General features: G+C 73.5%; 14 protein-coding genes and 1 pseudogene. 8 read left to right on the forward strand and 7 right to left on the reverse strand.

Annotated elements, in window-relative coordinates:
• Window positions 1–93 precede the first annotated feature (93 nt).
• Window positions 94–2,832, reverse strand: a complete 2,739-nt coding sequence (locus MED15_RS07855; RefSeq protein WP_112735183.1) for a cellulose binding domain-containing protein — start codon at window positions 2,830–2,832, stop codon at window positions 94–96.
• Between the two features lie 358 nt (window positions 2,833–3,190).
• On the opposite strand from MED15_RS07855, the gene MED15_RS07860 reads away from it, so the two are divergent.
• The 3 genes from MED15_RS07860 (at window position 3,191) to MED15_RS07870 (ending at window position 5,016) form a co-directional block, all read left to right on the forward strand.
• On the forward strand, window positions 3,191–3,877 hold the full coding sequence (locus MED15_RS07860) for a BON domain-containing protein (protein WP_112582568.1): 687 nt from the start codon (window positions 3,191–3,193) through the stop codon (window positions 3,875–3,877).
• A 96-nt stretch (window positions 3,878–3,973) separates the two neighbouring features.
• A complete protein-coding gene (locus tag MED15_RS07865; RefSeq protein WP_112582567.1) occupies window positions 3,974–4,471 on the forward strand; it encodes a redoxin domain-containing protein in 498 nt (165 codons plus the stop codon).
• Complete coding sequence (locus tag MED15_RS07870; RefSeq protein ID WP_091409221.1) at window positions 4,468–5,016, forward strand: DsbA family protein; 549 nt, start codon at window positions 4,468–4,470, stop codon at window positions 5,014–5,016. The genes MED15_RS07865 and MED15_RS07870 overlap by 4 nt, the downstream gene beginning before the upstream one ends.
• A gap of 5 nt (window positions 5,017–5,021) precedes the next feature.
• Here the strand turns inward: MED15_RS07870 and MED15_RS07875 are convergent.
• A pseudogene (locus MED15_RS07875) lies at window positions 5,022–7,936 on the reverse strand (winged helix-turn-helix domain-containing protein).
• A gap of 76 nt (window positions 7,937–8,012) precedes the next feature.
• Between MED15_RS07875 and MED15_RS07880 the strand changes: the two are divergent.
• The 5 genes from MED15_RS07880 (at window position 8,013) to serS (ending at window position 13,337) form a co-directional block, all read left to right on the forward strand.
• Window positions 8,013–8,453: a hypothetical protein gene (locus tag MED15_RS07880; protein WP_112582565.1), complete on the forward strand. Its 441-nt coding sequence runs from the start codon at window positions 8,013–8,015 to the stop codon at window positions 8,451–8,453.
• On the forward strand, window positions 8,450–9,598 hold the full coding sequence (locus tag MED15_RS07885) for an alcohol dehydrogenase catalytic domain-containing protein (RefSeq protein ID WP_112582564.1): 1,149 nt from the start codon (window positions 8,450–8,452) through the stop codon (window positions 9,596–9,598). Before MED15_RS07880 ends, MED15_RS07885 begins: the two co-directional genes overlap by 4 nt.
• Before the next feature lie 50 nt (window positions 9,599–9,648).
• Window positions 9,649–10,845, forward strand: coding sequence for a saccharopine dehydrogenase family protein (locus MED15_RS07890; protein WP_112582563.1), 1,197 nt, complete (start codon window positions 9,649–9,651; stop codon window positions 10,843–10,845).
• Window positions 10,846–10,870: 25 nt separating this feature from the next.
• On the forward strand, window positions 10,871–11,953 hold the full coding sequence (locus MED15_RS07895; RefSeq protein ID WP_112582562.1) for a DNA polymerase III subunit beta family protein: 1,083 nt from the start codon (window positions 10,871–10,873) through the stop codon (window positions 11,951–11,953).
• Window positions 11,954–12,050: 97 nt separating this feature from the next.
• Complete coding sequence (gene serS, locus MED15_RS07900) at window positions 12,051–13,337, forward strand: serine--tRNA ligase (RefSeq protein ID WP_091409200.1); 1,287 nt, start codon at window positions 12,051–12,053, stop codon at window positions 13,335–13,337.
• 151 nt (window positions 13,338–13,488) lie between these two features.
• Here serS and MED15_RS07905 read toward each other — a convergent pair whose 3' ends face one another.
• The 5 genes from MED15_RS07905 to MED15_RS07925 form a co-directional block, all read right to left on the reverse strand.
• A complete protein-coding gene (locus MED15_RS07905) occupies window positions 13,489–16,635 on the reverse strand; it encodes a discoidin domain-containing protein (protein WP_112582561.1) in 3,147 nt (1,048 codons plus the stop codon).
• Window positions 16,636–16,782: 147 nt separating this feature from the next.
• Window positions 16,783–17,679 (reverse strand): cytochrome c biogenesis CcdA family protein, encoded by an 897-nt coding sequence (locus MED15_RS07910; protein ID WP_225855378.1) that lies wholly within the window; start codon window positions 17,677–17,679, stop codon window positions 16,783–16,785.
• A complete protein-coding gene (locus MED15_RS07915; protein WP_112735185.1) occupies window positions 17,676–18,299 on the reverse strand; it encodes a TlpA family protein disulfide reductase in 624 nt (207 codons plus the stop codon). Before MED15_RS07915 ends, MED15_RS07910 begins: the two co-directional genes overlap by 4 nt.
• Before the next feature lie 51 nt (window positions 18,300–18,350).
• A complete protein-coding gene (locus MED15_RS07920) occupies window positions 18,351–19,814 on the reverse strand; it encodes an NADH-quinone oxidoreductase subunit NuoF family protein (RefSeq protein WP_181518437.1) in 1,464 nt (487 codons plus the stop codon).
• Window positions 19,814–21,463: a ferric reductase-like transmembrane domain-containing protein gene (locus MED15_RS07925; RefSeq protein ID WP_225855442.1), complete on the reverse strand. Its 1,650-nt coding sequence runs from the start codon at window positions 21,461–21,463 to the stop codon at window positions 19,814–19,816. Before MED15_RS07925 ends, MED15_RS07920 begins: the two co-directional genes overlap by 1 nt.
• Window positions 21,464–21,667 lie beyond the last annotated feature (204 nt).

Below are 21,667 nucleotides of genomic sequence, written 5' to 3' on the forward strand. Positions count from 1 at the left end.
GGGTGGACCCGGTCCGCCGGGTGCCGGACCCCTCAGGCGGCCCGGCGGACCGGTGTCTGGTGGTGATCCGGGGTCCCGACCCGGATCACCGGCTCATCGACTCGTGCAGGTGATGGCGGCCGGGGACGTGTTGCGACCGGTCCACGAGCCGAGGAAACCGGCCGTGGTGCTGGCCCCGGCGGCGAGCGTGCCGTTCCAGCCCGTGTCCCGGACCGACACGGCGGCTCCGGTCTGGGTGTGGGTACCGCCCCAGAGCTGGTCGATCCGCTGGCCGTCGGCGAAGGTCCAGCCCAGGGTCCAGCCGGCGATGGGGGCGCTTCCGGCGTTGCGGACCAGCAGCTCGGCCTGGAAACCGCCGGACCAGGAGCCGGTCACCCGGTACGTCGCCGTGCAGCCGGCGGACGGCGGCGGAGTGGTCGGGGGCGGAGTGGTCGGGGGCGGAGTGGTCGGGGGCGGCGTCGTCGGGGGCGGCGGCGTCGGCGGTGGCGTCGTCGGCGGTGGTGTGGTCGGCGGTGGTGTGGTCGGGGGCTCGCCTCCCGTGCGGTCGGCGACCAGGATGCCGCGACCGTTGGTGCCGAGGTAGACCCGACCGTAGACGCGCGGATCGCCGGTCAGCGCCTCGGTCGGATTGCCGTACTGGTGGCGGTCGTCGTTGACGCGTACCCATGTCGCGCCGGTGTCGTCGGAGCGGTGCACGCCCGGTTGACCGTTCACAGTGCCGTAGAGGAACACGGCGGGGTTGGTCCGCCCGGGTGCCGCCTTGCCGAACCCGACGTTGCCGGAGGCGCTGACGCCGTCCAGCCTGGTGAAGCTGGCGCCCGCGTCGGTGGAGCGCCACAGACCACCCGGCCCCGCCAGCCACAGTTCGCCGGCCCGGCCCGGCAGGGCCTTGAACCGCACGTCGGCGGTGGGCAGCCCGGTCGCCGCGGTCGGGGTGAAGCTGGCCCCGCCGTCGGTGCTCAGGTAGAAACGCCCGCCGCTGAAGCCGTAGAACCGGGTGGGGTCGACCCGGTCGGACTCGACAGTGGCGTTCGCCGGAATGCCGGTTGACGCTGCCCAGGAGTTGCCGAAACCGACCGAGTGGACGACGCGTTGGCCCGCGTCACCGGGCGCCCAGACGAAGCGGCTGCCGTCGGCGGCGGCGGCCACCGTGCCGCCGAGGTTGACCCCGGACGGTTCGGTGCCCTGGAACCAGGTGGCGCCGCCGTCGGTGGAGAAGGCGACGTGACTGTCATTGGGTCGGTCGGCGTCGGTGAAGTTGCCGGCGCGCACCAGCACCGCGGGCTTGCTCTCAGCGTGGTCCAGGCTGGTGGTGGACGTGAACACCGGCTGGGTGAACAGCATCGACGGAATCGCGTCCAGGTCGGTGTGTCGGAAGCCGCCGACGTCGCCGAGCGCGCTGATCAGGGGTGCACCGCTGGGCGGGCTGATCAGGTCGAGGACGGCGGTCTCCTCCAGCCCCCGGACCATGGGCCGGAGGGTGAACTGACCGCCGGTGTCCCACTTGGTCAGGTCGGTGGTGCCGTAGATGGTGGCGCCGGTGCCGTACATCATGCGGTTGGAGTCGTGCGGGTCGATCTCCACCGACTCGTTCATCCAGCCGAGCTTGGGCGCGTCCTCCGGAGGCGCCGGGTTGAGGCCGAAGGTCAACCAGGGCACCGAGCTGATGTCCATCGTGTAGCGGCGGGACCTCTCCGGGTAGTTGCTGAACTCCCAGATCCGCGTCCAGCTCGCTCCGCCGTCGGTGCTGCGGAAGAAGATGGCGTCCGGCCACCAGGAGACCTGGGTGGCCACCAGCAGGGTGTTCGGGCGAAGCCGATCGATGGTCAGCCCGCTGTAGCCGAAGTAGGCGTCGGCGCTGGTGGAGGGCACCGGGCTGATCCGCGTCCAGGCCCCGGTCGACCGGGTGAACTTCCAGACGTCGCCCTTGCCGCCGTCGTACGGGCCGCCGGTGTCGCTGGTGGCGATGTAGAGGTGACCACCGACCGGGTCGACGACCCCCTTGTGGGCCAGGTAGCCGGTTGGCTGACCGGGGATGCGCGCCCAGGTGACGCCGCCGTCGGTGCTGCGGTAGACCGGGTTCTCCTTGTCGGCCACGCCGACGTAGATGGTCTGCGTGGTGGAGCCGGCGGTGCCGGTGTTCTTGTCGAAACTGACCCAGGTCAGGCCCTGGTTCTGCCCGTTGTAGCCGTTCGGGTCGCTGGGGTCCGCCCGGTAGTTGCCGACGTTGGGGAAGGCGGCGACGCGGGCCCAGGTCACGCCGTGGTCGGTGCTGCGCCACAGCCCGTTGCCACCCTCGGCGCCGTAGTACACGATGCTGTTCCGGTTGGGGTCGACGGCGAGCCGCTCCCCCATGCCCCGGCCCGGCATGTTGCCGCCGTTCTTGAACGGCAGCTCGGTGGCCTGCCAGGTGGCGCCCTTGTCGGCCGAGCGCAGGATCGCGCCGTTGTTCGGGTCCCAGCCGTTTGTGTACATGCCGACCGCGGCGTACACCCGGTTGGTCTGCACCGGGTCGGTGGCGATGCTGACCACGCCGTTGTAGCCCCACCGGTCGGCGCCGACCCAGTCGAGCAGCGGCGTCCAGGACTGGCCGGCCTGTTCCCAGCGGTACGCCCCGCCGATGTCGGTGCGCGCGTAGATGAGGTTCTTCTCGGTGGGGTTGAAGACGATGCCGGGTACGAAGCCGCCACCGCCCACCGGGACGTTCCGCCAGGTGTACGCCTCCGCTGCGGCCGGGGTGGGGGCCGACCCAGCGGCGGTGAACGGGACCACCACGACGGCTGTGGCGGCGGCCAACACGGACACAACCGTGCCGGCGAGACTTCTCCGCATCTGCGGTTCCTCTCGGGATGGAGCCCCGGGGGACGGGGTCGATCGCCTGGGTGACGCCGTGGCCCGGGGGACGAGCACGACGACGGGGACGGGCAGAGCTGCCCTGGCTCCACCACCCGACGCGACGGCTCCCGCGATCGAGGAACGCGATTACCGTAACCGAAAGCGGCTCGCTTTGGAAGCGCTCCCATCATCGATGTTCGTCCCCACTTCCCACCCGTGCCGCCCAGGTCGGGCCGCGCCGTCACCCGGTCCGGGCGAGGGCGGCTCACCCGGGGCGGCGGCAGGATCGCAGCACGGCGGACCTCCGGCCGCGGCCAGCACCCGGTCCGCCATCGCAACAGCGGAGGAGGGACAGATGGCCATCGCGGAGATCAACCGCACCGACCAGGACATCCAGTCCGCCGTGCTCGACGAGCTGACCTGGGAGCCGCGGGTACAGCCGCACGAGATCGGCGTGACCGTCGCCGAGGGCGTCGTCACCCTGACCGGCCGCGTGGACAGCTACGCCAAGAAGTGGGCCGCCGAGCGGGCCGCCCACCGGGTCGCCTCGGTCCGGGCGGTCGCCAACGACGTGGCCGTGCAGCTCACCAACGACACCGAGCGCGCCGACAGCGACCTGGCCGCGGCGGCCAGCCACGGGCTGGAGTGGGACGCGTTCGTGCCCATCGAGAAGCTCCAGGTCACCGTCTCGGCCGGCTGGGTGACGCTGCACGGCGACGTCGAGTGGGAGTACCAGCGCCGAGCCGCCGAACGCGCGGTGGCCCGGCTGACCGGCGTACGCGGGGTGAGCAACGGCATCACCGTCCGCCCGGCCACCGCGCCGGACGGCCGCAACCTGGCCGACCAAATCGTCGACGCCCTCGCCCGGGCCGGAGCGACCGAGGCCGAACGGATCAGCGTCCGGGTGCACGGCGACACCGCGATACTCGCCGGGTTGGTGCACTCGATGCCCGAACGGGCCGAGGTTGAGCAGGTGGCCTGGTCCGCGCCGGGCATCCGGGAGGTGCAGAACCACATCGCGGTCGCCCCGGTGCTGCGCTGAGCGGGCGCGGGCGCCCGCCCAGCGGGCGCTGAACGGGCGCGGAACCACCCGGGGTGGGTGAGCCGGCCTCACCCACCCCGGGAGCAGGCTGGTGGCATGAGTGATCCGAACGGGCTGATCCAACCGGGGCGCACCGCGCCCGGCTTCACCCTGCCGGCCACCCCGGACGGGGCTCTGGTGGGGCCCGAGCAGTTCCGTGGCCGGCCGGTCGTGCTCGCCTTCTACCCCGCCGACTGGAGCCCGGTCTGCGGTGACCAGATGTCGCTCTACCAGTCGGCGGCTCCCGTCTTCGCCCAGTACCAGGCGGTGGTGCTGGGCGTGTCGGTGGACAGCATCTGGTCACACCGGGCGTTCGCGGAGAGCCGGGGCATCGAGTTCCCCCTGCTGGCCGACTTCGAGCCCAAGGGCGAGGTGGCCCGCAGCTACGGCGCGTACATGGCGAACGGTGAGGCCGCCCGCGCGCTGGTGGTGCTGGACCCGGCGGGGAAGGTGACCTGGAGCTATCTGTCGCCGCCCGACGTCAACCCCGGCGCCGACGGCATCTTCGACGCGTTGGACCAACTCGCCGCCGATCGGAAGGTGATGGCCGGATGAGCACGCCACTGCAGGTCACCGCCCGACTTCGCGACCCGGTGACCACCGACGACCACATCCGGGGGCCGGCCGACGCGGCGGTGACCATCGTCGAGTACGGCGACTTCCAGTGCCAGTTCTGCGGTGCCGCGTACCCGAACCTGCACGAGTTGCTGCGGCAGCGGGCCGACACCGTACGGCTGGTCTACCGCTACTTCCCGATCGCCAACGTGCACCCGTACGCCGAACGGGCCGCCGAGACGGCCGAGGCCGCCGGGGTTCGGGGCCGGTTCTGGGAGATGCACGACTGGCTCTACGAGCATCAGGACCAGCTCGACCCGGTGCACCTCTCGCTCGGCGTCGAGCAGGTCGGGTTGCCGCCGGACGAGTTGAACGCCGAGGTGGAGAACCGCGCGCACGCGGACCGGGTGCGCCGGGACTTCGTGGGGGGCATCCGCAGCGGGGTGAACGGCACCCCGACCCTGTTCGTCAACGGCATCAGGCACGACGGCGGGTACGACCTGCCCGACCTGCTGACGGCCGCGGATGCCGCCGCCAACGCCTGACCCGCTCAGATCAGCCGCAACTCGCGCGCCCGCCGGACCGCCTCACGCCGGCGGGTCGCGTCGAGTTTGCGGTAGATGTTGCGGACGTGGGTCTTCACGGTGTTGACCGAGAGGGACAACTCGCTGGCGATCTCCACGTTGGACAGGATGCTCTGCAGGTAGCGCAGGATGGTCAGCTCCCGTTCGGTGAGCGGCTCGTCGAGCGCGCCCCTCGGCCTGGCGGCCGGCCCGGCGGCACCCTGTTCCGCGCCTCGCACCAGGTCACTGACCAGCGTGAAGTGCGCGGTGCCCGCATCCAGGTGTGCGGCCAGCAGGTCCCGCACGGGTGGTTCGGCGCGGGTGAAGACCCGGCGGCAGCCCTGCGGGCCGGCCAGGTCCAGCGTCTGCTCCAGGATCCGACCCGCCCGACGCCCGTCCCCGGCGCGCTGGGCCAGCACCGCGTCGAGCAGACCGGCGTCCAGGCGTACCGGTAGCGGCCAGGCCGTGGCGGCCGGTGCCTGCCAGTCCGGGAGGGTCCGCTCGGCGGTGGCGGCGTCGCCGGCCAGCAGCTGCACCTTCGCCAATGTCACCGCGAGCACCGGGTCGGCCCCCTCGTCGGCGGCGTCGGCCAGCAGGTCGCGGGCGGAGTCCAGGTCGCCCCGCGTGGCCCGCAGTTCCGCCTCGGCGGCCCGCAGCAGACCGTTCAGCTCGTCAGCGGACGGCCGGCCGGCCAGCGCCTCCCGGGCCCGGACGAGCAGCCGCTGGCCGGTCGCCGGGTCGCCGGAGTCGCGGTGCAGCTGCGCCCGGCACAGGGCGGCCACCGTCACCGCCACCGGTTCGTCGAAGGCGGCGGTCAGCCAGTCGTCACCCACCTCGGGGTCGCCGGCCCAGCTGCCGGTCACGTCGAGCGCCGGGAGGGCGAGGGCGAGATTCGCGCTGGCCTCCTCGGGCTGGTCGCGCAGCAGCGCCACCACGGCGAGAGCCAGGTACGCGTGGCCGCAGTCGAGCCGACAGGACCAGCCCCGACAGGGCGGCATGCCGAGCGCGTCCCTGGCCGCCTGGTCGGCTGCCCGCAGCTCGCCGCGCACCGCGAGCAGCAGCGCGGCGCGGCTCGCAGCGACCAGCTCGGTACGCGGCCGACCGGCTTCCCGAGCCGCCGCCCGGGCCCGGACGAACCGGGCGGTGGGCAGCGCCGCGTCGGCCAACTCGACCAGCCCCAACGCGGTGCCGGTGAACGCCCGCAGGTCCAGGTCGTCGGCGGCGCCACCACCACCGGCCGTCGGGGCGGAACTGGTCACCCCGGTCGGCAGCCGGGTCGGCGTGGCTTCCGCCGGGCGGGTGCGCAGTAGGCGAGCGGCGGCGGCCCGGACCTCGGTGCGGTCGTCGGCGAGCCGGGCCACTGTCAGCTCCAGCCCGGTGACCAACCGCAGGAACCGGTCCCGGCGCGGCACCGGCAGACCAGCGGCGTGCCCGGCGGCGGCCCGCAGGTGACCGGTGGCGGCCGGCAGGTCACCGGCGTACGCGCGCTCGGCGGCGCAGGCCAACGCCACCTCCGGGTCGGCGCGGATCACCTCCGCTGGCGGCGGCGTGGGTGCTGGGACGTGCACCGGGTCCCGGTCGTAGCGGGTCAGCTCCGGCCAGTGCGCCACGAACAGGTCACCGGCCAGGTCCCAGCGGCCGGCGGCCAGGGCGTGCCGCAGAGCGTCGGCGGGCCGGCCGTCGCCCGCGTACCAGTCGGCGGCGCGAACGTGCAGCTCGCGTAGCTCCTCGGCGGGCAACCGGGCGAGGTCGGCGCGGAGCAGGTCGGCGAGCAGGGACTCGTACCGGTACCAGGGCGGCCGGGTGTCCTGCCGGTGCAGCAGACCACCGGCCCCGGCCAGGTCGGCCAGCACCTGCCCGGCGTCGGCGCGGCCGGTCAGCGCCTCGGCCAGGTCGGCGCAGACGGTGTCGACGACGGCGGTACGTCGCAGCAGATCCTCCTCGGCCGGGTCGAGCGCCGCCAGCACCTCCTCGTGCAGGTAGCCGGCGATCTCCGGTTGGTCTCCGCCGAACTGCCCCACCCAGCGCTCCGGGTCGGGCTGTCCGCGTACCGCCAGGGCGGCGATGCGCAGCGCGGCCGGCCAGCCGCCGGTGCGCTCCCGCAGCCGGTGCACGGCGGTCGCCGGCAGCGCGGCGCCATGGGCGGTGAGCAGGTCGGCCACCTCGTCGTCGGTGAACGCCAGCTCGTCCGGGCCGATCTCGGTCAGCTCGCCGGCGAGGCGGAGCCGGTGCAGTGGCAGGTGCAGTCCGGCCCGCGCGCCGATCACCAGGCGGAGCCGCCGCCCGGCATGCCGCAGCAGGAACTCCAGGCCGGTCAACGCCGCCGGGTCGGCGACCCGGTGCAGGTCGTCCAGGATCAGCAGCACCGGCCGGTCGGCGGCGGCGAGCGTGGCGGCCAGCGCCTCCAACTGGTCGGGGCGCGGCGGCCGGTCGGGCACCGGGCCGCCCTCCGTCGCCCCGGTCGCCGAGCGCAGCGCCGCGGCGAGGTACGCCCAGAGCCGGTCGGAGTCGTCGCCGGACTCCACCGACATCCACGCCGACACCGGGTCGTCAGCCGACGAGACCGACAGGTCGCCCGAGTCGGGCACGATCGCGCCCGGCTCCACGTCGGGTGGCGCGCCGCCCAGCCGCATCCAGGAGGCGAGCAGTGTGGTCTTGCCCCAGCCGGCGGGGGCGGCCACCAGGGTGACCGGTCCCGCGCTGCCCTCGTCCAGCCGGCGCAGCAGGCGGGGCCGGGCGACCACCGGCTCCGGCGGCACGGCCGGCGTCAGCCGGGACGCCAACAGCGGTGGCCCCGGTGCCGATTCGACGCGTACGTGATCCTGTTCCGGCACCCAGCCCCACCCCCACCACGCGCTCCGCCCCCGGTCGGCGAGCGGTTACCCGACACGGGCCGGTTCACCCCTTCCGGGCGAGCGCGCTTCACCCGGGGGCGACCGACGATCGGGGGACGTGAACCGGGAGGACGGGTGGTACCCATGGGACGGCTGGCGCGGGCGGGACCCGCCCTGGGCGGCGCGGCGCTGGCCGGGGTGGCGCGGCTGCTGCGCGTACCCCGTCGGGGTGCCCGGCCCGGCGCGGACGGCGACGCTGCCGCGCCGGCCCGCTGGGAGGTGGTGACCGTCGACCGGCCCCCGGAGCAGGTACTTCCGGAGGGCCGCTGGCCGGAGCCGCTGCGCCGCCTGGACGGGGCGGTCGAGGTGCGGGTGCGCCCGGCGCCCGGTGACCGGGGCACCGAGCTGGCCGCCCGGCCGCTGGCCGGCGTCACCCCGCCCACCGGGCTGGCCGCGCATCTGGTCGGCGACGACCCGGCTCTGCTGGTCCGCCGGACCCTGCGCCAGATCAAGCAACGGGTGGAGGCCGGTGAGGTGCTCCGCGCGGACCGGTCCGCGCTGGACCGCCCCGAGGTCCACGGGTGAGAGCGCTGTGTTGGATGGCCGCCGACGAGCTGGCCGTACGCGAGGTCCCCGACCCGGAGCTGCGCAACGAGCGTGACGTCATCGTCCGGGTGCGGCGTAGCGCCACCTGCGGAGGTGACCTGCCGCTGCTGGCCGGCCGGCACCCGCTGCTGCGGCCCGGCGACGTGCTCGGCGCGGAGTTCCTGGGCGAGGTGGTGGAGGTCGGCCCCGGGGTCCGCCGACACCGCGCCGGCGACCGGGTGGTCGTCGGCGCGAGCGTGGCCTGCGGCGGTTGCTGGTACTGCCGGAAGGGCCTGCACTCCTGCTGCGACAACGCCAATGCCGACCTGGCCAGCGCCGACCCCGACTGGGTTCGCTCCGACGCCGGCTGTTTCGGCCGGCCCCGGGCGGCGGGCGGTTTCGCGGGTGGCCACGCGGAGTACGTGCGGGTGCCGTACGCCGACGTGAGCGCCTTCCGGGTCCCGGACGCCGTCGACGACGACCGGGCGGTGTTCGCCGCGGATGTGGCGCCGACCGGGTGGCTCGCCGCCGAGTTGGGTGCCGTGCGCCCCGGCGACGTGGTGGCGATCTGGGGCGCCGGGGCGGTGGGTCAGTTGACCGCCCGGGCGGCGGTGCTGCGCGGCGCCGCGCGGGTGCTGGTAGTGGACCGGCACGAGGAGCGGTTGCGGATGGCCGAGCGGCACTCCGACGCCGAGCCGCTCGACTACCGCTGCACCGACGTCGCGGCCGAACTGCGCGACCGTAGCGGTGGGCGCGGACCGGACGTGTGCGTGGTGGCGGTCGGCACGCCGCCGGCCCGGTCGAGGGCCGACCGGTTCGGTGGCCAGCACGCCGACCGACCGGACGCGCTGCGGGAGGCCGTGCACGCGTGTCGCAAGAGCGGCGTGGTGGTGGCGCTCGGCGGCACGGGCGGGTTCGTCGACGCGTTCCCGCTGGGTGCGCTGACCGAGCGGCGGCTCACGCTGCGCGGCGCCGGTCGACCTGATCTGCGGGACGTGCCGATGCTGCTGGACCGGATGGCCCGTGACGAGCTGCGGACCGAACACCTGGCCACCCACCGGCTGCCGTTGGCGCAGGGCCCCGAGGGGTACGCGCTGTTCCGGGACCGGGCCGACGGCTGCGTACGGGCCGTCTTCACGCCGTGACCGCCTCCTCGTGATCGCTGATCGGCGACCACGAATGGCAGACTCTGAGGATGACTGGCGAGCGAACGTACGACGTGGTGCTGTTCGGGGCGACCGGGTTCACCGGCGGCCTGACCGCTGAGTACCTGGCCCGACACGCACCGGCCGAGCTGCGCTGGGCGCTGGCCGGGCGCAACCCGCAGCGCCTCGCCGCCGTACGGGACCGGCTCGCCGCGATCGCCCCGAGCCTGGCCGACCTGCCGCTGCTCACCGCCGACGTGACCGACGCCGACTCCCTGCGGGCGGTGGCGGAGAGCGCCCGGGTGGTGGCCAGCACTGTCGGCCCGTACATCCACCACGGGGAGCCGCTGGTCGCGGCCTGCGCCCGGGCCGGCACCGACTACCTGGACATCACCGGCGAGCCGGAGTTCGTCGACCTCATGTACGTGCGCCACCACGCCGAGGCGACACGCACCGGCGCACGGCTGGTGCACGCCTGCGGCTTCGACTCCGTCCCGCACGACCTGGGCGTCTGGTTCACAGTCAAGCAGCTGCCCGCCGACGTCCCGATCACCGTGGACGGGTACGTGCGTGCCGGCGGCCGGTTCTCCGCCGGCACCTACCACTCGGCGCTCACCGCGTTCTCCCGCACCGGGCAGGCGGGCCAGGCCGCCCGGGCCCGCCGGGCGGTCGAGCCGCGCCCCACCGACCGGCGGGTCCGGGCGGTGCCCGGCCGGCTGGCCCGCTCGGCGGAGCTGGGCGTCTGGACCGTGCCACTGCCGACCATCGACCCGCAGGTGGTCCGCCGCTCGGCCGCGGCCCGCCCGGAGTACGGCCCGGACTTCCGCTACCGGCACTTCGCCGCCGTGAAGCGGCTGCCCACAGTGCTGGCCGGCGCGGCAGGGCTCGGCGCGCTGATCGGGCTGGTGAAGCTGCCGCCCAGCCGGCGCTGGCTGCTCGGCCGGCTCGCGTCCGGGCAGGGGCCCACCGCCCAGCAGCGAGCGTCGTCCTGGTTCCGGGTCCGGTTCGTCGGCACCGGCGGCGGGCAGCGGGTGGTCACCGAGGTCGCCGGCGGTGACCCCGGCTACGACGAGACGGCGAAGATGCTGGCCGAGTCGGCGCTGTGCCTGGCGCTCGACGACCTGCCGCCGACCGCCGGCCAGCTCACCCCGGTCGCCGCGATGGGTGACGCGCTGCTCGACCGGCTCGTCCGGGCCGACCTCATCTTCCGGGTGCTCAAGCAGGAGACGCGGGAGCCGTCGGCTTGACCCTCAACCGGGTCGAGGGGGCAGGATGCCCAGCGTGAGCGACCTGCACAGCATCGGCGAGCTGGCCCGGGCCAGCGGCCTGACCGTCAGCGCACTGCGCTTCTACGACTCGGCGGGGGTGCTGGAGCCGACCCTGGTCGACCCGGTGACCGGCTACCGCTGGTACACGGAGGGGCAGATCGCCCCGGCCCGGCTGGTGGCCGGGCTGCGCCGGATCGGCATGCCGGTGCCGGAGATCGCCGCCGCGGTACGCGCCGAGCCGGCCGTGGTGCACCAACTGCTCGACGCACACCTGCGCCGGCTGGCCGACGGGCTCAGCGACGCCCGCCGCGAGGCCGACCGGCTCCGGGCCCTGGTCGACCCCGCCCCGTCGACCGCCACCACGCTCCTGGTCTCCCCCGCCGCCCTGGCCGCCGCGCTCGACGCGGTGCGCTTCGCCGTCGGCGTCGACCCGGAGCTGCCGATGCTCGCCGGCGTGCTGTTCGACGTGGAGTCCGACGGCGTCCGGCTCGTCGCCACCGACCGGTACCGGCTCGCGCTGGCTCGGGCCGCGGCCGACGTCGACGGACCGCCGGTGCGGGTGTTCGTGCCGGTGGCTCTCGTCGACCAGCTCCGGCCACTGCTCGACACCGCCGACGCCTGGCCGGTACGGCTGACCGTGGCGGGCGCGGACCTGCGGGTGCGGGTGGCCGACCGGACGCTGACCGGCGCCGCCCTGCCGTACGACTTCCCGGACTACCACCGGCTGCTGCGCAAGTCCGTCGGTGAGCGGCCGACCGCGCGCCGGATCCCGGTGGACGTGGCCGCGCTGCGCGCCGCGCTGGCCGACCCGGCGGCCCCCACTGTCGCCCTCGACCACGACGGCACGACCCGGGCGGTCACAGTGCTCGGCGTCGACGACCGGGGCGGGCTGCGGCTGCTTCCCGCCGCCGACCTGGGCAGCGACGCGCTGCGGGTCGGGGTGGACGGTGGTTACCTGCTGGACGCGCTGAACGCGGCCGGCGCGCCGCAACTGGTGTTGGAGCTGGACGGGCCGATCGCCCCGCTGGCCGTACGCCGACCGGACGACGCGGACACCTACTCGGTGCTCATGCCGATCCGGCTCTGAGTCGGCGGCCAGCACTCCCCGTCCGGGGAGGAAAAGCCCGCGACGGTAGCATCTGGTGGTTCACCTGTGAACCCCGGACGGAGGCGTACGGAGCAGCATGCTCGACATGGAGTTGATCCGGAAGGATCGCGAGGCGGTGGCGACCGCGCTGGCGAAGCGTCTGGATCCCGCCGAGGTCACCCGTGCCCTGGACGAGATCCAGCGGCTCGACCAGGAACGCCGCGCCCTGATCACGGAGATCGACGCTGAGCGGCAGCGCCGCAAGGCCGAGGCCCGGGCGTATGCGCAGGCGAAGCGGGCCGGCGAGGAGCCGCAGGCCGCCGCGCCGGAGGCGGAGCGTAAGCAGCTCGCCGAGCTGGAGTCCCAGCTCGACGAGGTGCAGGCCCGGCTACGCGACGCGATGAGTGAGCTGCCCAACCTGCCCAGCGACGACGTCGTGGCCGGCGGCAAGGAAGCCAACCGGGTGGTGAAGACCTTCGGCGAGCCACCGGTGATCGAGAAGGTCCGCGACCACGTGGAGCTGAGCCGCGCGTTGGGCCTGGTCGACTACGAGCGCGGGGTCAAGCTCGGTGGGTCCGGTTTCTGGATGTACACCGGGGTCGGCGCCCGGCTGGAGTGGGCGCTGCTCAACTACTTCGTCGACCAGCACATCAAGGCCGGCTACGAGTTCCTGCTCCCGCCGCACCTGCTGCTGGATTCGGCCGGCTTCGCCGCCGGGCAGTTCCCCAAGTTCTACGACGACGTCTACCACCTGGACTCGGCGTCCGCCCCGCGCGGCCAGTTCCTGCTGCCCACGTCGGAGACGGCGATCCTCGGCGCGTACCAGGACGAGATCCTGGAGACCCCGAAGCTGCCGCTGAAGGCGTTCGCGTACACCCCGTGCTACCGGCGGGAGTCGGCCGGCTCGCACTCGGACGAGCGCGGCACGGTGCGGGGGCACCAGTTCAACAAGGTGGAGATCTTCCAGTTCACCCTGCCGGAGCAGGCCGACGCGGCGCTGGAGGAGATGCTCGCCCACGCCGAGAGCCTGGTCGAGGGGCTGGGCCTGCACTACCAGCGCACGCTGCTCTCGGCCGGTGACGCCAGCGCCTCGATGAAGAAGACCCTCGACATCGAGGTGTGGATGCCGAGCACCGGCAAGTACAAGGAGGTGTCGTCGGTCTCCTGGGCCGGCGACTACCAGGCTCGTCGGGCGGCCATCCGTTACCGCGAGCCGGGCGGCAAGCAGACGCGCTTCGTGCACACCCTCAACGGGTCGGCGCTGGCCACCAGCCGGCTCTTCCCGGCCATCCTGGAGCAGTACCAGCAGGCCGACGGCAGCGTCCTGGTCCCCAAGGTCCTCCAGGACCGCCTGGGCACCGACCGCCTGACCCCGCTGCGCTAGCTGGAGGACACGCTCCCCGCACCTGGTCGACGGCGGCGGGACTGATGCCTTCGCACCAGTCCCGCCGCCGTCCACTCGGCCACGAGTGTGACACCGTGGTCAATCCCGACGCTGAGCTGCTCCGGCTCCGGCGCGGACGTGCGGTGCCGGTTCAGGCACCGAACACCTCCGCGTGGGTCAGTCGGGCGTCACCGGGCTGCCAGTCGGCAACCGCGATCGCCACGTACCGCCCGGAGGACCTGGTCGAGATGGTGGTCTCGGGTCGCGGCTTCGGGACCGAGGCGACCGCTACGTAGCCGAGCCCGTCGGCAGAGGTGGCTACGGTGATCGGCCGCCGCCGACCGGGAGTCCAGGTCAGGCGGACCGATGCCAGATCCTGGAGCGATCCGAGGTCGATCACCAATCGGCCGGTCGGGCCGGGTTGCCAGGCGGTACCCGGGTCGCCGTCGACGGCGGCCGACGGGTCGGTCATGCCAGCCGGCAGCGGTGACGTCGGGTAGGTCGTCCGAGACCGGGCCAGGTCGCTGGTTGGCGTCACCGTCCCGCCCGCGAACGCGACGTCCCGGCTGCGTCCAGCGGGTACCGTCACCCCCCGTCGCGCACCGCCGGCCGCGGACTCCAGCTGCACCGTCACGACGTGCTCGGCGGGTGCGGTGATTCGGAGGTGGTGCGAGTCGGTGACGTCGAACCGGGTACCGGCGGGAATCGACTTCGCCGGTCGTACCGCGGTCGCGGTGAACCGCGGCGGCTCGACGCGTGCGGTGGCGGCGGCAAGGTCGACCTGGTAGCTGGTGGTCCCGGATCCGGTGACCTGGCTTCCGTGGTACAGCCGCAGCGTGGCGTGCTGCGACACTGTGACGGCCGCCGTCGTGATGTCGTCGTCGGACAGGTTGAACAGGCTCAGGTATCCGTCCGCGTCACTCACCCGCAACGCCTCCGGACCGCCATCGGGCAGGGTTCGAGACGCCGCGGCGGTCAGGGCCGACCTGCTCGCGCCCGTGTACCCCTCGATGATCAGCCGAGTGCTGCCGGTGGCCGGTCCGCTGGACAGGGTGACGGTGGTGGCGGTCACGGTGATCGGATTCTGGCCGTTGTGGACTACCAGACCCGCTCGTCCGTCGACGTCCAGCCAGGAGCCGGCGATGGTCGGGCTGTCCGGCACGACCGCCGCGTCGCTCCAGTTGGTGCCGTCCAGAGAGGTCTGGATGACGTACCGGGTGCCGTACGCGGCCTCCCAGTCCAGGCGTACGCCGCTGATGTCGATGGACTCGCCCAGGTCGACAGCGAGCCAACTGTCCGCGCGGCCGCGTTCCTCCCGGGCGACCGCCCAGCGGGTGCCGGAGTTGCCGTCGGTCGCGTTCGGTGCGGGGTAGGCGGGGTCGGCGGACGAGGCCGTGGTGGGCCGGCCGGTGGCGAGGTCGATCCCGCTGGCGTCGAGCACGGCGAAGGCGAACAGCGAGTAGCCGTACTGGTTGACGGGGGATCGGCCGAGCATCCGCACGTACCTGGCTGGACGAGGCGCAAAGCTGATCTGGTCGGTTCCGCCGTCGCCGAGGCCCTGTTGTCCGGCCAGGGTGACGGACCCCTGTTCGCCGGTGAAGGTGCGGGTGCCGGTGAGCCCGGGTACACCGGGCATGTCCAGGTTGAACACTGTGAGCGCGCCCTCATCGGCACCGATGCCGGTGGTGGCGTACACGACCGTGCCGGTGGGCAGCGTGACGTATCCCGCGGTGCCGCCGGCGACGCGTAGAACGGTGGCGGTGGCGTCGAGACCGTCCCGGGCCATGGTGTACGCAGCGGAGGTGCGGCCGAGGACCGGCGCCGACTGCCTCGGCAGCAGCGAGGCGGCCCGGGTGTCGAACAACCAATTGTCGTGCGCGGGGGCCCACAGGAACGAGACGTACCCGGTCTTGCTGACCGCCGCGGCGAAGGCGGTCGGGGTTTGCTGGGCGGTCAGCCCGGCCTGCTCCCCGAAGTCCCGGGTGCCCGCCGCCGCCGCGAAGAACGTGGTGCTGGCGACCGGCTCGACCACGCCGCCGTTGGCTGCCCGCCAGGAATGGAAGAGATAACTGATGGCGAGTTCGGCCCGGGCCTCGGGCTCGTACTTCGGCTCGCCGCTGAACTTGGTGAGCCGATACTCGGGCGGGTAGTTCAGGTAGGGCATGAGCCGGTCGGCGAGGTCCGCCTCGGCCCGGGCGGCGTGCCGGTCGCCCTGGACCTGCGCGAGGAAGGCGAGTGGCAGGACATCACGGCCGTACAGGTGGTAGCGGTCCGCGACCATCGGCATGAAGGGTTCGCCAGCATCGCTGGCCAGCAGCCGCATGGTCCGCCACAGTTGGGCGGCGCTGGGCTGCCGGGTGAGTGCCTCGGGGAGCGGTTGGCCGGCGGTCAGGAAGTGCGCAGCGGTACGACCCGCAGTGCGCCACAGTTCTTCCTGGTAGTGCGGGCCGAAGGAGCCGTGATTCTCGACGAGGAACGTGTCGTGGATGTTGTGCGCGGTGTTCCAGTCCGCGACCGCCCGCCCGTCGACGACGGCGGGGTTGGCGCGGTCGGCTGCGGGTAGTCCGGTGGCGTTGAGCGTCCATGTCAGGAACCGCTCGCGCCACGCCGCGGCTGCGGGGTCGTCAGTCGCCCAGGCCAGGCCGGGCGCGATCGCCTGGGCGTAAACCCCCATCTCCTCGAGCTTGGTGTCACCGATCCAGCCACCGGTGAGGCCGTTCGGCGTCCAACTGCCACTCAGCGGGTCGTTACCGGTGCCAAGGGAATGGGCGTACGCGGCCTGCCCGCGGGCGATGCGGTCAACGTTGTTGCGGGTCACCTCGTCCAGTTCGGACCACAGCAGTCGGGCGGCCAGGACGAAGTACAGCTCGAAGGTGCTGTCCCAGAAGAGCTGTCGGCCCCACTCGGTGCCGCCGGCGAGCCGGTTGGTGGCCGCAAATCGGCGGATGGTGGCGACGGTACGGGCCTGGAGCGTGTCCCGGTCGACGCCTGCGGCCGCCGGGTCGTACCCGGGCGATATGAGCAGGACCGCGTTACCGAGGACGACCGCGAACCTGAAGTCCGCGAGGCGGTATGCGTTGATCGCCGGATCCCATTGCTCCTCGGCCCATCGGGTGTGGGCGAGCAGCAGCGCGTGGTAGGTGTTGGCAACCGGGCCGGTGGCCGCGGCGTATGACGTGGTGGCGGCTGGCGCGGCTTGGGCGGTGGCGGTGGGTCGGGCGACGGCGAGTCCAGCGCCGACGGCGCTGCCAAGGATGAGGAGCCGCCGCCTGCTCAACTCGAATTCGGATATACGCATGGTGGTCCTTCGGTGTGACAACGTTGTCAGACAGACTCTGACGATCGTTTCCGGATGTCAAGACCAACGTCCTTGCCTCAGGGCTTCGGCCGGCGGGGGTTCCGGTACCGCAAGAAACCCCGGGCTTTCCGGCCGTTGATCATGAAGTTATTGCCCGTCGCCTCGGCGTGTCGTGGCAACAACTTCATGATCAACGAGGCTGGGTGGGGTGCGGAGGCGGTGGGTGCGGGCCCGGGTCAGGGCTGCCAGGATCAGCAGGGCCGCCAGGGCGGCTACGAGCAGTGCCGGGCCGATGGCGTCCAGGGTGTTGGACAGGGTTTGTTGTAGGTGGGACGCCGCTTGGATTACCGGGTCGTGCAGGGCGTCGCGGCGGCCGGCGGCCAGCCGTAGCTCGTACCAGCCGTACCAGGCGACGTAGCCGCCGGCGACCAGCAGCATCAGGCCGCTGAGGCGGGGCACCAGCGCGCCCGCGACGCGCAGCCGGGCCACCAGGCCGTCGCGCAGCAGCGCCACCCCGAGCGCGGCGACAGCGACCACCAGACCCATCCCGAGGGCGTACGCACCGAACAGCGCCAACCCCTGACCGGTCGAGCCGGCCTGGAGGCTGGTCACCACGATGGCCAGGAACGGCGCGATGGCGCAGCCGAGCGACGCCAGCGCGTACGCCGCGCCGAACAGCGCCATCGACGGCCAGGACCGGGTCAGCCGGGGTGCCCGGGCGGACCAGCCGGGGGCGGGCAGCCGTCGACCGGCGAGCAACCAGCAGCCGGCCACCACCAGCAGCACGCCGAGCGCCACGGTCAGCCACGGCAGCCGGGGCCGCAACCAGCCGGCCAGCGGCGCGAGCGCCAGGCCGAACGCGCCGAACACCAGCACGTACCCCACTGTCAGCCCGGCCGCCGCGGTGAGCGCGCGGCCGACCGCGCCGCGGGTGTCCGACCCGGCGACCAACAGCGAGAGGTACGCGGGCAGCAACGCGAAGCCGCACGGGTTGACAGCGCCGAGCATGCCGGCGGTCAGCGCGAGCAGCAGTGCGGCGGTCACGCCCCGGCCAGTGCGGTGACCTTGGCGGTGAGCGCCTCACCGTCGAGGAAGCCGTGGTGGACGACAGTGCCGTTCCGGTCGATGATCACGAAGATGCTCTGCTCGGTCACCTTGAACCGCTTCCAGAGCGCGCCCTTGGTGTCCTCGATCTGTGGCGTCGCGCCGAGGTCGAACTCGGTGACGAACTCCTTCATGGCCTTCCGCTCGCCGAGCCCGGCGACGCCGACGATCGGCACGGTGTCCCGGTACCTGGGTTCGATCTCGGCCACCGTCCAGGCCTGGCTGGCGCAGGTGGCGCACCACGGCGCCCAGAACCACAGCACCACCGGTTTGCCGGCGAGCTGTGCCGCGTCGAACGCGGCCCCACCGAGGGTGGTCCCGGTGAAGCGCAGCACGTCCGGGACCTGGGCCGGGGCGGGTGGCCCGCCGGTCGGGGTGGGCGGGGCGCCGGCCGGCGTGGGCGGGGCGCCGGTCGAGGCCGGTGCCGATCCGGCGGCGGCGGGCCCACCCGGTGCGGTGCCGGTACAGGCGGCAACGCCGAACAGGGCCACCACGAGCGCCCCGGCGGTGGCGGCACGGCGAAGCTGCCCGACCCCTGTCCACGCCCTGCTGATCCGCATCCGCTTCTCCGTTCCGGTCCGGAAGGGACCCATGCTGGGCCTGACGCTTCGCTATTCGGCCTTGGCCAGTCGGAGAGCCAGCTCCGGGCAGACCTTGACCGCCTTCAACGCGCCCTCGCGCAGCCAGGTCGGCACGGGAGTCGCCGGGAAGGCGGGATATCCGTTCGCGTCGAGCCGGATGAAGTCCGGTACGACGTGCGCGCAGAGGCCGTGCCCGTCGCAGCGGGACCAGTCCAGGGTGAGCTTCTGCGGATTCGCGTCGGGTGCGCCGGGCAGCCCCATCACGCCCTTGACCCGTCGGCCACAGCCGTCGCCGGTGCTGTGCAGCCGCAGGTCCTCGGCGAAGACCTCGATCGCGGAGAGCGCGAACCGGGCGGTGCCGTCCGGGTGGCTGCACGCGCCCCGGCCCTTCACCTCGCCCGCGGCGGCGCGCACCACGTCCGCCGGTTGGCTGCCGGCGACGGCCAGGTCCACCGCGCGGGCCAGGTCCGGCAGGCCCATCTTGCACGGTCCGCACTGGCCGGCGGACTCGCCGGCCAGGTAGCGCACCACCTGGGCGGCCTCACCGAGCGGGCAGGTGTCGACACCGAGTGGGACGATGATGCCCGCGCCGAGGGTGCCGCCGACGGCGGCCAGGCCCTTGCGGGAGACCTCGGCCTTCTCCGCCGCCTCCGGGGTGATCCACTTGCCGTGGTAGCCGCCCATCAGGATGCCCTGGACGTCCGGCACCTCGCACAGGTCGAGGACGTCGCGCAGCGGCATGCCGGCTGTGCACTCCACCACCGCCGGTCGGCCCGCCGCGCCGGTCACTGTGAGCAGCACGGTGCCCGGCTCGTCGTCGGTGCCGAGCGCCGCGTACTCGTACGGGCCCAGTCGGGCGCCTATGGCGAGCTGGGCGTACGTCTCGGCGTTCGACAGCAGGGTGGGCAGGCCGCTGACCCCGGAGTCGCTGGAGCGCTTCTTGGTGCCCGGCGGGATGTGCGGCAGCCCGTTGATCCCGTTGACCAGTGCGCCGCCCTCGCCGGAGATGAACCGGTGCGGCACTGTGACGATGGTCGTCTGCACCGGCATCCGGCGCTCGTCGAGGGCCTCCATCAGCGAGTCCCGGCCAACCCCGTCGTCCGCCACGCCGATCACGATCTCGTCGGCGTCCAGCGCGTACGCGGCCAGCGCCGCCCCGTCCAGGATCAGGTGCGGGGCGCGGGTCAGCAGCACCTTGTCCTTCCAGCTGGCCGGCTCCCCCTCGGTGGCGTTGACCACCACCACTGCGGCGAGGTCCTGCCGCTCGCAGGACTCCAGCACCGCGCGCAGTTTGCGGGCGAACGGGAAACCCGCTCCGCCCTTGCCCTTGAGCTGCATCCCCTCGGCGAGCTGGAGCAGCTGCGCCGGCTCCATCGGGCCGATCGGTCCGTGCACCTCCTCGTGCGCGAGCAGGTCGAGCCGGCCGTACTCGGCGAAGCCGGCGGTGAGCCGCGGTTCGCCGACACAGGCGACCGGCGGCACGGCGGTGCGCATCACTTCGCCTCACCCCGCAGCCCGGCCCAGTACGCCCCGTCCACCGCGTCGGCGCTGGCCTTGCGGCGCTTGGACTTGCCCTCGCCGGCTGCCCGTCGAGCACGGCGGGACGCCAGGTCGACAAGAGTCGGGGTGTCGTCGACGGGCGGCGCCACCTCGTCCGGCACGTACCGGGCCGGCGGGCGCCAGTAGTCCGGCTCCTCGGGCAGGTCGTCCTCGGCGCTGTGCCGGCCGCTGCCGCTGCGCGGCGCCGACGAGATCGGGCTGCTGGAGATCGGGCCGGCCGAGATCGGCTCGACGGAGATCGGGCCGGCGGAGATGGGCTCGTCGGCCTGCCACCGGCGTGGACTGTCCCACGGCTCCTCGGCGTCGTCGAAGGTCGACCGCGGCGGCGCCGAGTAGCGGCTGCCGTCGTCCTCGCTGCGGGACCGGCGACGGGACCGCTCAGAGGTCTGCTCGTCGGCGCGTCGCCGGCCGTTCGGCACTGCCTCGTCGCGGGTGCGGGAGCCGCGCCGCCGGGTCACCGGCTGCTCCAGCTCCTCCTCGTCGCGTCGGAAGGTGCCGGTGTCCTCCACGCTGCGGCGGGCCGATCGGCTCGTAGTGGTCTCCTCGGCCCGCCGGCTGCGCGTGGACCGTTCGGTGTCGCGGCGGGCCGCCGGCTCCTCCTCCCGCCGACGCCGGCTGGGCCGGGTCGGCTCGACGAGGGAACCGGGCTCGGGCACCACCGGGACGGTGAACCGTTCCGGGTCACGTCGCGCGGCCGGCGCGGCCCAGGTGGCGGTGGTGGTCTCCGCCCAGGCGGGACGCTTGTCGGCGGCCTTGCTGCGCCGACCCAACCCGGCCAGCAGCGATCGGGCGGTCTTCGCCTCCTCGGCCCGGCCGGCCATCACCGCGTTGCGCACCGCGGCCTGGTGCTGCTCGCGGCTGCGCCGACCGATGGTGACCGAGAACCGGACCAGCAGGGCAAGCACCACCAGCAAAATGCAGCCGAGGTAGCTGAACATCACCCACGGCGCTGCGGCCCGACCGGCGTTGAGGCCGTGAAAGACAGCGAACGGCCAGGCCAGGTACGCGGTGGAGTGCAGCGTGCGCCACAGCCACTTCGGACCGACGCCGGCGAAGCGGGCCCTGATGATGCCGGTCCAGATCACGCTGACCATCAGCAGCGCGGCCACCGTGCCGAGCCCGACGTAGAGCCCCCGGCCGCCGACGAACGGCACCAGCGCGTCGGTCGCCGCCGCCCGCCCGGTGGCGACCTTGGTGAGGACGTGGAAGCCGAGCCCGGCCACGCCCAGCACGCCGGTGGCCCGGTGCGCCGACTGCATCAGCACCCGGTGCGAAATGCGCAGCACCAGCCGGTCGGTGGCGAGCAGGCCGAGCATCACGGTGAGGCTCAACGCCACCAGGGAGACCACCCCGGCGAAGAACTCGGTGAAGAAGAAGCCGTACGCGTACGCCGTCTGACCGGCTCCGGTCAACATGATCGCCGCCCAGAGCGCGGCGAGCACCGACGCGATCAGCAGGGCGCTCGCCGACCGCGACGGGGTCCGCACCCCCCGACTGCTGGCGCTGGTCCGGACCGTCGCCGTCTTCTTGTCCTGCTGTGCCCGGGCCATCTGCTCCTCGATCGTCTCGCGGCGGCGTACCACCGGCCGACCCCTGCTCCCCCATCCAGTACGGACCGGCGGGGCGCGCGGATCACCCGCCGACAGAAATTTCTGGGCCGGAATCGAACCGAGGGGCGCGGCCGTGCGTTGTACCCGCCCCCACCCACCGATCTGGACAGTGACGAATGTCCATGCATTGACAGTCGCCGCAACACGCTTGTAACCTTTCAGCAAATTTCAGCCAGG

The sequence above is a fragment of the Micromonospora noduli genome (assembly GCF_003264475.1).
GTDB lineage: Bacteria > Actinomycetota > Actinomycetes > Mycobacteriales > Micromonosporaceae > Micromonospora > Micromonospora noduli.